The organism is Pseudomonas sp. NPDC078700 (assembly GCF_044542375.1).
Lineage (GTDB): Bacteria > Pseudomonadota > Gammaproteobacteria > Pseudomonadales > Pseudomonadaceae > Aquipseudomonas.
Genome location: NZ_JBITUI010000005.1, coordinates 255,180 through 267,392 on the forward strand (window position 1 = coordinate 255,180; position 12,213 = coordinate 267,392).

General features: G+C 55.2%; 13 protein-coding genes. 7 read left to right on the plus strand and 6 right to left on the minus strand.

What is annotated here, in order from left to right:
* Positions 1-27 precede the first annotated feature (27 nt).
* Together ACIGCM_RS18620 and ACIGCM_RS18625 are read left to right on the plus strand one after the other, a co-directional pair.
* Positions 28-588, plus strand: a complete 561-nt coding sequence (locus tag ACIGCM_RS18620) for a response regulator transcription factor (protein WP_339490225.1) — start codon at positions 28-30, stop codon at positions 586-588.
* A gap of 220 nt (positions 589-808) precedes the next feature.
* On the plus strand, positions 809-1,750 hold the full coding sequence (locus ACIGCM_RS18625; protein WP_397503542.1) for an AEC family transporter: 942 nt from the start codon (positions 809-811) through the stop codon (positions 1,748-1,750).
* A gap of 85 nt (positions 1,751-1,835) precedes the next feature.
* Here ACIGCM_RS18625 and ACIGCM_RS18630 read toward each other — a convergent pair whose 3' ends face one another.
* The 6 genes from ACIGCM_RS18630 to gatC all read right to left on the minus strand — a co-directional run bounded on the left by ACIGCM_RS18630 (position 1,836) and on the right by gatC (position 7,181).
* On the minus strand, positions 1,836-2,216 hold the full coding sequence (locus tag ACIGCM_RS18630) for a carboxymuconolactone decarboxylase family protein (RefSeq protein ID WP_397503543.1): 381 nt from the start codon (positions 2,214-2,216) through the stop codon (positions 1,836-1,838).
* Positions 2,217-2,229: 13 nt separating this feature from the next.
* Entirely contained in the window at positions 2,230-3,321 is a 1,092-nt protein-coding gene (locus ACIGCM_RS18635; protein ID WP_397503544.1) for a calcium/sodium antiporter, read from the minus strand.
* Between the two features lie 93 nt (positions 3,322-3,414).
* On the minus strand, positions 3,415-3,822 hold the full coding sequence (locus ACIGCM_RS18640; RefSeq protein WP_397503583.1) for a septal ring lytic transglycosylase RlpA family protein: 408 nt from the start codon (positions 3,820-3,822) through the stop codon (positions 3,415-3,417).
* A 157-nt stretch (positions 3,823-3,979) separates the two neighbouring features.
* Entirely contained in the window at positions 3,980-5,425 is a 1,446-nt protein-coding gene (gatB, locus tag ACIGCM_RS18645; RefSeq protein ID WP_397503545.1) for an Asp-tRNA(Asn)/Glu-tRNA(Gln) amidotransferase subunit GatB, read from the minus strand.
* Positions 5,426-5,436: 11 nt separating this feature from the next.
* The gene (gatA, locus tag ACIGCM_RS18650) at positions 5,437-6,888 is read right to left on the minus strand and encodes an Asp-tRNA(Asn)/Glu-tRNA(Gln) amidotransferase subunit GatA (RefSeq protein WP_397503546.1); all 1,452 of its coding nucleotides are present in this window, start codon (positions 6,886-6,888) and stop codon (positions 5,437-5,439) included.
* Between the two features lie 5 nt (positions 6,889-6,893).
* Positions 6,894-7,181, minus strand: coding sequence for an Asp-tRNA(Asn)/Glu-tRNA(Gln) amidotransferase subunit GatC (gatC, locus tag ACIGCM_RS18655; RefSeq protein ID WP_397503547.1), 288 nt, complete (start codon positions 7,179-7,181; stop codon positions 6,894-6,896).
* 237 nt (positions 7,182-7,418) lie between these two features.
* On the opposite strand from gatC, the gene mreB reads away from it, so the two are divergent.
* The 5 genes from mreB (at position 7,419) to rng (ending at position 12,203) form a co-directional block, all read left to right on the plus strand.
* Positions 7,419-8,456, plus strand: a complete 1,038-nt coding sequence (mreB, locus tag ACIGCM_RS18660; RefSeq protein ID WP_010489781.1) for a rod shape-determining protein MreB — start codon at positions 7,419-7,421, stop codon at positions 8,454-8,456.
* Positions 8,457-8,543: 87 nt separating this feature from the next.
* On the plus strand, positions 8,544-9,551 hold the full coding sequence (gene mreC, locus ACIGCM_RS18665; protein WP_397503584.1) for a rod shape-determining protein MreC: 1,008 nt from the start codon (positions 8,544-8,546) through the stop codon (positions 9,549-9,551).
* Positions 9,548-10,036 (plus strand): rod shape-determining protein MreD, encoded by a 489-nt coding sequence (mreD, locus tag ACIGCM_RS18670; RefSeq protein WP_397503548.1) that lies wholly within the window; start codon positions 9,548-9,550, stop codon positions 10,034-10,036. The genes mreC and mreD overlap by 4 nt, the downstream gene beginning before the upstream one ends.
* 42 nt (positions 10,037-10,078) lie before the next feature.
* Complete coding sequence (locus tag ACIGCM_RS18675) at positions 10,079-10,678, plus strand: Maf family protein (protein WP_397503549.1); 600 nt, start codon at positions 10,079-10,081, stop codon at positions 10,676-10,678.
* A 67-nt stretch (positions 10,679-10,745) separates the two neighbouring features.
* Complete coding sequence (gene rng, locus ACIGCM_RS18680) at positions 10,746-12,203, plus strand: ribonuclease G (protein WP_397503550.1); 1,458 nt, start codon at positions 10,746-10,748, stop codon at positions 12,201-12,203.
* Positions 12,204-12,213 lie beyond the last annotated feature (10 nt).

The window sequence follows — 12,213 nt, forward strand, 5'->3', positions numbered from 1 at the left end:
CGACCTGACAGGCCCCAGGAGATAAACATGTCTGAAGAAGCGTTATTTGAAGGTGACGAACAACCGCATTTGCTGCTGGTTGATGATGATCCAACCTTTACCCGGGTTATGGCGCGGGCAATGAGCCGACGTGGCCTGCGCGTTTCCACTGCGGGTTCAGCTGAAGAAGGCTTGCTCCTTGCTGAGCAGGATTTGCCAGAGTACGCAGTTGTTGATTTGAAAATGGACGGCGACTCGGGCTTGGTCTTGCTGCCTAAATTGCTGGAGCTCGACCCGGAAATGCGTGTGGTGCTTCTCACCGGTTATTCGAGCATTGCCACCGCTGTAGAGGCAATCAAGCGCGGTGCTTGCAATTATCTGTGCAAGCCTGCGGATGCCGACGACGTGTTGGCGGCGTTGCTCACACAACACGCCGACCTCGAGACCTTGGTTCCAGAAAACCCAATGTCGGTAGATCGCCTGCAGTGGGAGCATATTCAGCGTGTACTGGCTGAGCATGAAGGGAATATATCCGCGACTGCTCGCGCTCTAGGCATGCACCGGCGAACCTTGCAGCGTAAATTGCAAAAGCGCCCCGTGCGGCGTTAACCGGCATCCCGCCTTTTTTGGCGGGAGCAAAGCGAAGCTTGTCCACCAAGGTGTCGAAAACGCTGGAATGTTTGTAGCAGCTAATGGTGGCCGATAAAAGCATCGCCCCCCACGACAGTATGGCTCAGCCTTTTCAATTCCAAGCTTGCTATGATTGTTAGTAGGCTACGGACTTATGGATCAATACGTCCCTAGATCCCTGAATTGATCAGAGGCTGCTGTGTTCGAAATCGTTCTACAAACCATCAGCATCACCGCGCCGGTGTTTGCCATGCTATTTCTTGGCGTGGTGCTTAAACGACTGCGCTGGATTGACGATGATTTCATTGGTACCGCATCCGCCTTGGTGTTTCGCGGCACCATGCCTACCTTGTTATTTCTCGGTATCGTTAACGCGGATATGTCTCAGGCCTTTAAACCCGGTCTGATTATTTTCTTTGTGCTGGCCACGGTGATTAGCTTTTTTGTGGCTTGGGGCTGGGCGATTTTTCGTTGTCCAGAGATCGAACGCGGTATCTACACCCAAGGTGCATTTCGCGGCAATAACGGTATCGTTGGTTTGGCCTTGGCCACCAGCATGTATGGTGATTATGGCTTGGCGGTGGGCAGTGTGCTCGCCGGCGTGGTGATCTTTTGCTACAACATTCTTTCGGTGCTGGTGCTGGCCATCTATAGCCCTGGCGCCAAGACTGACCCCTGGACACTGTGCAAAAATATTCTGACTAATCCGCTGATTATTGGTGTTGTCTCAGCAGTGCCATTTGCTTATTGGCAAATCCAACTACCGCAATGGTTGTTGTCTTCGGCTGAATACTTTGCCCATATGTCGTTGCCTTTAGCGCTTATCTGTATCGGCGGGACACTGTCTTTAGCCTCCATGCGTCAAAGCAGTGATGTTGCCATCGGTTCAAGCCTGATGAAGTTGGTCTGGCTACCTATATTGGCTACAGTGAGCGCCTGGTTATGCGGTTATCGCGATGCTGATCTGGCCGTGCTGTTTCTCTATTTTGGTTGTCCGACGGCAGCATCCAGCTATGTTATGGCCCGGGCCATAAATGCTAACCATGAGTTGGCCGCTGCTATTGTTGTGATCACCACCATAGGCGCAGTGGTATCAATCAACCTCGGCTTGCTGGTGCTGAAAATGCTTGGCTGGATTTAACCGCTTGAACTTCGCGATTCAGTGATTTAGAGCCGGGCACTCAGCCCGGCTGTTGGATCGTTTGGTGTTGTGGGCTGCGCAGGCTTCAGCTTTTTTGCTGATGCTCATCAATGATCTCTTGCGCGGCACGGAAAGCATCGATGGCGGCCGGAGCCCCGGCGTAAGCCGCACAGTGCAGAAGCGTTTCGCGGATTTCTTCGACAGTACAGCCGTTATTCAGCGCGCCGCGTACGTGGCCTTTAAGTTCCTGCGGGCATTTCAATGCGGTGAGGGCAGCCAAGGTAATCAGGCTACGGGTTTTGCGCTCCAGACCCTCACGGTTCCATACACCGCCCCAAGCGTGTTCATTGACGTAGTCTTGCAAGGGCTGGGTGAACGCCGTTGCATTGCCCAGTGCGCGGTCGACATAGGCATCGCCCATCACTTCGCGACGCACTTGTTCGCCGTCCAAAGGTTTTGTGCTCATGTTCAGTTGCCTCTTAAGTCAAACGTTGTTTCTGCCAACTGCGCACAGTAATGACGAGCAAAGTAACCACTGTCAGTGGAATAACATAGCCGATCATGGCGTGGCCAAAGGTCTCGACAATGGGACGTCCGGTTGCAAATAGCACCAGGTACAGGGTGTAGGCGCCGTAGTAGGCCAAGAACAGCAAACCTTCCCAACGGCTGATCTTGTAGCCGGTGAAAAATATCGGCAGACAAGCCACGGCCACTGCGATCATCACCGGGAAGTCGAACGCCAATGCATTGGGTGAAACCGAAATAGGGTTGGGTGCGACCAGTGCGGCCAAGCCCAGCACGCTGAGCAGGTTAAATAAGTTGCTGCCGACGATGTTGCCCACGGCAATGTCGCGCTCGCCTTTGAACGCGGCCAGTAGCGAGGTCGCAAGCTCTGGCAGGGACGTGCCGACAGCAATCACTGTCAGGCCGATGACCAGTTCCGACAAGCCCAGTGCGCGCGCCAGTGTCACAGCACCCTCGACCAAAAAGTGTGAACCGCCAACCAGCAGCACTAGGCCGATCACGATCAGCAGCAGGTTGATTATCCAGGCGTTGGGTTTGGCAGGCTTGTCCAGGCCAAACTCGTCGGCGAATTCATCACCTGCTTCATCAGCACCTTGCTTGCGGCTGCTGCGCACCAGAAAAATCGTATAAACAACGATACAGCTGAATAGAATTGCACCGTCAATGCGGCTTAGATTGCCGTCATAGGCAAGGCCAAAAGCCAATAGACTGGCACCGATCATAAGTGGCACATCCATACGGATTAGCTGGCGTGAGACGATCAGTGGGGCAACCAGGGCCGTGGCGCCAAGCACCAATAATACGTTGGCAATATTGCTGCCGACCACGTTGCCAATGGCCAAGTCACCGCTGCCATTCATAGCTGATTGAACGCTGACTGCGGTTTCTGGCGCGCTGGTGCCGAAGGCAACGACAGTGAGACCGATTACCAGCGGCGGAATGCCGAATTGCGCTGCCAGTTTGGCGGCGCCACGCACCAAGACTTCGGCACCGGCAACCAGTAAAACCAGGCCAGCGATCAGATAAACAAATGTCAGTAACGTCATACGGGGCTCCAGAAAGATGCGGCTAGTTTAGCCAGACGCAGATTCGGCGCTAGGAATAATTTGGGGCTATTGGTTACCAGTCTTTACCGGCTCCTAAGGGAGCAGCTTGATGCGCACCTTGGTAACACCGTCATTGAGCATGTCGAGTTGTTCGGCAGCTTTGCGCGACAGGTCAATGATTCGCCCACCCGTAAAGGGGCCGCGATCGTTGATGCGTACCACCACGGTTTTGTTGTTACTTAAGTTGGTGACCTGTACGCGACTGCCAAATGGCAGGCTGCGATGTGCGGCGGTCAGGCTGTTCTGATCGAAGCGTTCGCCGCTGGCTGTTTTCTGCCCTTGATGTTGGGCTGCGTAATAGGACGCGTCACCCGTCGCGCTATAAGTCGCGTCTGTATCCGTTTTAGGCGCGGGGGCTTTGGTGATGGGTCTGGTTATGGTGTTGCTGGCGCAACCAGCCAGTAGGGCAATGAGTCCGAGCATTAATAGCGAACGTTGCAACATACTGACTCCGATACTGTTTGAGGGGGCATGACAAATACAGCCGGTCCATCAGCATCGAATCAATGAGCGCCTATCCTTAGCGGCAACGTCTGGGTTCAAGCGCATTTGCCACCCTACCAAAGCATCTCAGTAGGGTGGCAAATACCATGGCTTATTAGCCTTCGAGCTTCTTCTTGAGCAGTTCGTTCACTTGCTGCGGGTTGGCCTTGCCTTTTGAGGCTTTCATGGCCTGGCCGACGAAGAAGCCGAACATCTTGCCGCGTTTGGCTTCTTCCGCTGCGCGGTATTGTTCAACCTGCTCAGCGTTAGCCGCTAGCATCTCATCAAGCATCGACTCGATGGCACCGCTGTCCGTGACTTGCTTGAGGCCTTTGGCTTCAATGACCTGATCGGCAGAGCCTTCGCCAGCAGCCATGGCTTCAAAGACCATCTTGGCAATTTTGCCGGAGATGGTGTTGTCTTTGATGCGCACAATCATGCCGCCCAATTGCTCGGCGCTCACTGGCGATTGGTCGATGTCAAGGTTGTCCTTGTTGAGCAGGCTGGACAGTTCGCCCATTACCCAGTTAGCGGCAAGTTTGGCGTCGCCACAGGTTTTCTCAACCGCTTCAAAGTAGTCAGCCATTTCGCGGCTGGCTGCCAACACGCTGGCATCGTAAGTGGATAAGCCAAACTGAGCTTCAAAACGCTCGCGTTTTTGCACCGGCAATTCAGGTAGCGTACCGCGCAGTTGTTCAAGGAAGCTCGGTTCAATCACCACCGGCAGCAGATCAGGGCAGGGGAAGTAACGGTAGTCGTTGGCTTCCTCTTTGCTGCGCATGGAGCGCGTCTGATCTTTGTTCGGGTCGTAGAGGCGGGTTTCCTGAACCACTTTGCCGCCATCTTCGATTAGTTCGATCTGGCGCTGGACTTCATGGTTGATGGCTTTTTCGATAAAGCGGAACGAGTTGACGTTCTTGATCTCGGCGCGGGTGCCGTATTCAGCTTGGCCTTTTGGGCGAACCGACACGTTGCAGTCGCAGCGCAGCGAGCCTTCAGCCATGTTGCCATCGCAAATGCCCAGGTAGCGCACCAGAGCATGAATCGCCTTGACGTAGGCGACGGCTTCTTTGGCGCTACGAATATCCGGCTCGGAGACGATTTCCAGCAGCGGCGTGCCGGCGCGGTTCAGGTCAATACCGCTCATGCCTTGGAAGTCTTCGTGCAAGCTTTTGCCGGCGTCTTCCTCAAGGTGTGCGCGGGTGATGCCAATACGCTTTACGGTGCCGTCTTCCAGGGTGATATCCAGGTGGCCGATGCCGACGATTGGGTCGTCCATCTGGCTGGTCTGGTAGCCCTTTGGCAGGTCTGGATAGAAGTAGTTTTTACGGGCGAAAATATTGCGCGGGGCGATATGCGCATCAATCGCCAGGCCAAACATGCAGGCCATGCGCACGGCCTCAGCATTGAGGACCGGCAAAGTGCCAGGCATGCCCAGATCAACCAAGCTGGCTTGGGTGTTTGGTTTGGCACCAAATGTGGTGGCGCTGGCCGAGAAGATTTTCGACTGAGTTGCGAGCTGTGCGTGAATTTCCAGCCCGATCACGGTTTCCCATTGCATCTGAGTGATCCTTAAAATCCGGCTGGCACGCGAGTGTGCCAATCAGTGACTTGTTGATATTGGTGCGCCACGTTGAGCAGGCGACCTTCCTGGAAGTACGGCGCCAACAGTTGCACGCCGACCGGCAAACCCTCGACGAAGCCCGCTGGCATCGACAAGCCAGGAATGCCCGCAAGGTTGGCGGTGATGGTGTAGATGTCTTCAAGGTAAGCGGCGACTGGGTCGTTGCTCTTCTCGCCAAGCTTCCAGGCCGGGTTTGGCGTGGTTGGGCCGAGAATTACATCAACATCATTGAAGGCAGTGACGAAGTCGTTCTTGATCAGGCGGCGGATCTGCTGGGCCTTGATGTAGTACGCGTCGTAATAACCGGCTGACAATGCATAGGCACCGACCATGATGCGACGCTTAACTTCTGCGCCAAACCCTTCACCGCGCGAGCGCTTGTAGAGGTCTTCAAGGTTGACCGGGTTTTCGCAGCGGTAGCCAAAGCGCACGCCATCAAAGCGTGACAGGTTGGATGATGCCTCGGCCGGGGCGATAACGTAGTAAGCCGCAATGGCGTTCTGCGTGTTCGGCAGGCTGATATCTTTTACCGTGGCGCCAAGGGCTTTGAGCTGCTCAACCACGGCCATTACGGCATCGGCGATGCGGCTGTCGAGGCCCGCACTGAAATACTCTTTGGGTAAGCCAATGCGCAAACCTGCCAGCGGCTTGCTCAGCGCTGCGAGGTAATCATCTACCGGTTGATCGACACTGGTCGAGTCTTTCGGGTCAAAGCCGGCCATGGCTTGCAGCATCAGTGCGCAATCTTCAGCGGTGCGGGCCAGTGGGCCACCCTGATCGAGGCTGGAGGCATAGGCAATCATGCCCCAGCGCGAGACGCGACCATAGGTCGGCTTGATTCCGGTGAGGTTGGTCAGCGCCGCCGGTTGGCGGATCGAGCCACCAGTGTCGGTGCCGGTTGCGGCTGGCAGCAGGCGTGCAGCAACCGCTGCCGCTGAGCCGCCAGACGAGCCGCCGGGGACGCGTTCAAGGTTCCACGGGTTTTTCACTGCGCCGTAATGGCTGGACTCGTTGGCCGAGCCCATTGCGAATTCGTCCATGTTCAGCTTGCCCAGGGTCACGGTGCCAGCTGTTGCCAGCTTTTCAACCACTGTTGCGTTATAGGGCGCTTTAAAGTTGTCGAGCATCTTTGAGCCGCAACTGGTGCGAATGTCGAGGGTGCAAAACAAATCTTTATGGCCGATCGGTGCACCGAGCAACGCGCCGGTCTCGCCAGCAGCGCGGCGTGCATCGGCGGCTTTAGCTTGCTGCAGGGCGAGCTCTTCGGTGACGCTGATAAAGCTATTGATTTGCGGGTCGAGTTGCGCGATGCGCGCCAATAGCGTGCTCGTCAGCTCTTCGGATGAGAATGTTTTGTCGGCGAGTCCGCGGGCGATCTCGGCCAGAGTCAGTGGATGCATACTGGTTACTCGATAACTTTGGGGACAAGGTAAAGGCCACTTTCAACGGCCGGGGCGATTGCTTGGTAGTCGTCGCGATGATTAGTTTCTGTCACTTCGTCGGCTCGCAGGCGTTGGGTGGCCTCAAGCGGGTGAGCCAAAGGTTCGATGCCATTGGTATCGACCGACTGCATGTGGTCAATTAAACCGAGGATATTGTTGAGGGTTTCGGTTGTTTGTGGGATTTCGCTGTCATTCAGGCCTAATCGGGCCAAATGGGCGATTTTTTCCACTTCTGTGCGTTCGAGCGCCATTGGATTCCCCTGTGTTAAGCCGCCTTATAATAGGCAGCCTGAAAGTGTGATTGAGTCTTCATGCATGGCATATGCAGGGAACGTATTTGGCCCGCCGACGGTCTAAGGCCGCGATGGTAGGCTGTAAGCCCGGAAAAACAGGCAATCTAACACATTGGTGCCTTGCTCAAAATCCCTTCCATTGTTAGAGTTTGCCGCACTTTTTTTACCCACGCGTTTCCTAGGGTCCTATATCCCATGTTCAAAAAACTGCGTGGCATGTTTTCCAGCGATCTTTCAATTGACCTGGGCACTGCCAATACCCTTATTTATGTTCGCGAGCGCGGAATTGTTCTCAATGAGCCGTCCGTTGTCGCTATCCGTACCCACGGTAACCAGAAGAGCGTCGTTGCTGTCGGTACTGAGGCCAAGCGCATGCTCGGTCGTACGCCGGGCAACATTGCTGCCATTCGGCCGATGAAAGACGGCGTTATCGCCGACTTCAGTGTCTGTGAAAAGATGCTGCAGTACTTCATCAACAAGGTTCACGAAAACAGCTTTTTGCAGCCAAGCCCACGGGTATTGATCTGCGTGCCGTGCAAGTCGACTCAAGTTGAGCGTCGTGCCATCCGCGAATCGGCCATTGGTGCCGGTGCCCGTGAAGTGTTTCTGATTGAAGAGCCAATGGCGGCTGCGATCGGTGCAGGCTTGCCTGTTGAAGAGGCGCGCGGTTCGATGGTCGTCGATATCGGTGGTGGTACCACTGAAATCGCCCTGATCTCGTTGAACGGTGTGGTTTACGCTGAATCTGTACGTGTCGGTGGCGACCGTTTCGACGAAGCGATCATCACTTACGTGCGTCGCAACTACGGTAGCCTGATCGGTGAATCGACCGCTGAGCGCATCAAGCAAGAAATCGGCACCGCGTATGCCGGTGGCGAAGTTCGCGAAGTCGATGTGCGTGGTCGCAACCTGGCTGAAGGTGTGCCACGTAGCTTCACCCTGAATTCCAACGAAGTGCTTGAGGCGCTGCAAGAGTCGCTGGCGACTATCGTTCAGGCGGTTAAGAGTGCGTTGGAGCAGTCACCGCCAGAACTGGCATCGGACATCGCTGAGCGTGGCTTGGTGCTGACCGGTGGTGGCGCGCTGCTGCGTGATCTCGACAAATTACTCGCTCAGGAAACTGGCCTGCCGGTGATTGTTGCCGAAGATCCACTCACCTGTGTTGCGCGTGGCGGCGGTAAAGCGTTAGATATGATGGATCGTCACACCATGGACTTGCTGTCCACGGAGTAAGCCTTCCGTTTTAGACAAGAGCTGCAAGGCGGGCCTCAGGTCCACTTGCAGCTTTTTGTTAATATCTGACGCCACGAGGACCCGCCTATTAAACCGCTATTTGCCAAAGGACCTTCGCTCGGTGTGCGCCTGTTGGTGCTGGCTGTGCTTTCGGCTGCCTTGATGGTGGTAGATGCGCGTTTTGAGGTTCTAAAGCCTTTTCGCAGTCAGTTAGGTGTAATCGTTGAGCCTGTTTATTGGCTGGGCAGCTTGCCTGTGACGCTGTGGGAAAACACCACCCAGGAGCTGAGCTCCCGCACTGAGCTCGTTGCCGAGAACGAAAAGCTTAAGACCGAACGCCTGCTGATGCAGCGCCGCCTGCAAAAACTGGCTGCCCTGACTGAACAGAACGTGCGCTTGCGCGAGCTGCTCAACTCGGCGGCGTTGGTTGATGATGATGTCCTGGCGACCGAGCTGATCGGCATTGACCCTAATCCATTCACCCACCGCATTCTGATCGATAAAGGCTCGAAAGATGGAGTCGTGATCGGTCAGCCTGTGCTGGATGCGCGTGGTCTGATGGGGCAAGTGGTTGAAGTCATGCCGTACTCGGCGCGTGTGCTACTGCTTACCGATACCAATCACAGCATTCCGGTTCAAGTAAATCGCAATGGTCTGCGGGCGATTGCCAGCGGCACCGGCAACCCGGAACGCCTTGAGTTGCGTCATGTCGCCGATACAGCTGACATCAAAGAAGGCGACCTGTTGGTGAGTTCTGGTTTGGGTCAGCGTTTCCCGGCGGGTTATCCGGTGGCAACGGTGTCGCAGGTGATCCATGACTCGGGACAGCCGTTTGCGATTGTCAGGGCTATTCCGACTGCGAACCTCAACCGTAGTCGTTATATGTTGCTGGTGTTTACCGATCCACGTTCCCCGGAGCAGCGGGCAACTGAATCTGCTGAGGCTCAGGAGGCCGAAGACCGTCAGTCGAAGGAGCCAGGATCGCGCGCTACGCAAGCTGACCAAGAAGCCGACGCGCCTGCTGCTAGCCCAGCAACTCCGGCAACTCCGGCAACACCTACGCCAGCCCAACCAGAGCAAGGGGCGCAACAATGAGCGGTGTTCGTGCACGCAATACCTGGGTGGTTTGGCTGAGCTTGATGTTCGCCTTGCTGCTCAGTGTTTCGAGCCTGCCAGCTTTTATGGAGATTGGCCGGCCGCTCTGGCTCGCACTGTTTCTGACTTACTGGGTATTGGCCCTGCCGCACCGCGTTGGCATGGCAACCGCATGGGCATTCGGGCTGTTGGCGGATGTGCTGAACGGCTCTTTGCTTGGCCAGAATGCGCTGATTCTTAGCCTGATCACCTTTTTGGTGCTGAGCCTGCATCAGCGTTTGCGGATGTTTCCAATGTGGCAGCAGTGCCTGGTGCTGATGGTTGTATTTGGTTTGGCTCAGTTGGTTCAGCTCTGGCTCAACGCCTTAACTGGCAGCCGTCCGCCAACCCTTACGTTTATCCTTCCCGCCGTCGTTAGTGTGCTGCTATGGCCGTGGGTCAGCGTTATTCTGCGTAGCATTCAACAGCGCCTAGGCGTCAATTAAGCAGGCTCGTCCTGAGACCACTATCCGGCAGGGAGAATTTGTATGGCCACGTTGTACCTGGCTTCAGGTTCGTCGCGTCGGCGTGAATTGCTCACCCAGATCGGCGTGCCCTTTATCACGCAAATCAGCCCGATAGATGAAATTGCATTGCCGGATGAGCAGCCAGAGCATTATGTAGAGCGTCTGGCCTTGGCAAAGGCGCAGACGGTGTTTGATCAGCTTGAATCATCGGCCGACGCCGTTGTACTGGGCTCGGATACGGCTGTAGTGCTTGATGGCGCAATCCTCGGTAAACCTGCTGATCGGAATGAGGCGCTGGCAACCTTGAAGGCGCTGTCAGGACGAGAACATCAGGTTTTGACGGCAGTTGCGTTGGTGGCTCGCGATAAAGTCAGAGCCGTGGTGGTGACAAGTCAGGTAACCTTTAGATCCATTTCAGATGCCGAAGCACAGGCATACTGGGCCAGCGGTGAGCCTCAGGATAAAGCCGGTAGTTACGGTATTCAGGGCTTGGCGGCAGTGTTCGTCAGTCAATTGCAGGGCAGCTATTCGGCAGTTGTGGGTTTGCCACTGTGCGAAACAGCTGAGTTACTCGCAGATTTTGCAATTCCGTGCTGGCAGTCGTTGCCAGTCCACACTTAAGGAAGTTGTAGGTCACGGGTGAGCGCGCTCCCCGAGTTTGCAGCTTCATCTCAGAAGAGATGGACGCATGAGTGAAGAAATCCTGATCAATATCACGCCGATGGAATCGCGCGTGGCAGTCGTCGAAAACGGTGTGTTGCAAGAGGTCCATGTCGAGCGCACCCAGCGTCGCGGGATTGTTGGCAACATCTACAAAGGTAAAGTGGTTCGCGTGTTGCCAGGCATGCAGGCTGCCTTTGTTGATATTGGCCTGGAGCGCGCGGCCTTTATTCATGCCTCAGAAATTTCCAGCCGCGAAGGGGCTGCGGTCGAAAGCATCAGTGCATTGGTGCATGAAGGCCAGAGTCTTGTGGTGCAGGTCACCAAAGACCCCATCGCCAGTAAGGGCGCTCGGCTGACGACTCAGCTGTCGTTGCCGTCGCGCTATCTGGTCTACATGCCCAAGACCAGCCATGTCGGTATCTCATTAAAGATCGAAGACGAAGCCGAGCGTGAGCGCCTTAAGCAAGTGGTTGCTGATTGTGTTGGCGCAGAAGGCAGTGAAGAGGCGGGTGGCTTCATCTTGCGCACCGCTGCGGAGGGTGCGGGCGCAGATGAGATTTTGGTCGATATCCGTTATGTGCGCCGGTTGTGGGGGCAAATCGCTGGGCAGATGAAGTCCGCGTCATCGCCATCGGTGATCTATGAGGACCTCAGCCTGGCCTTGCGCACATTGCGCGATCTGGTCAGCCCGCGTACTGAAAAGATCCGCATAGATTCGCGTGAAACCTTCCAGAAGATCACTCATTTCGTTAGCGAGTTGATGCCGGAAATCTCCGATCGCCTCGAGCACTATCCAGGTGAGCGGCCGATTTTTGATCTCTACGGTGTGGAAGATGAGATCCAAAAAGCCCTTGATCGTAAGGTGCCCCTGAAATCAGGTGGTTATCTGGTGGTTGATCCGGCTGAGGCGATGAGCACCATTGATGTGAATACTGGCGCTTTTGTCGGTCATCGCACGCTCGAAGAAACTATATTTAAGACTAATCTTGAAGCAGCCACGGCAATCGCCCGGCAGCTGCGTTTGCGTAACCTTGGCGGCATTATCATCATCGACTTTATCGACATGGAAGATGAAGAGCATCAGCGTCAAGTGCTGCGTACGCTGGAAAAACAATTAGAGCGCGATCACGCAAAGACCAATATCATTGGTATTACCGAGCTGGGTCTGGTGCAAATGACCCGCAAACGTACGCGCGAGAGCCTTGAGCAAGTGCTCTGTGAGCCTTGCGCTTGTTGTCAGGGACGCGGCAAGTTAAAAACCCCGGAAACCACGTGTTATGAGATTTTTCGGGAAATATTGCGTGAAGCAAGAGCCTATCAGCCAGAGGGATACAGGGTGTTGGCCAATCAAAAAGTGGTAGACCGTCTGCTCGACGAAGAGTCGGGCAACGTAGCAGATCTGGAAGCCTTTATCGGCCGCACCATCAAGTTCCAAGTAGAGACCATGTACTCTCAGGAGCAATACGATGTGGTGCTGTTGTGACCTGCCTATC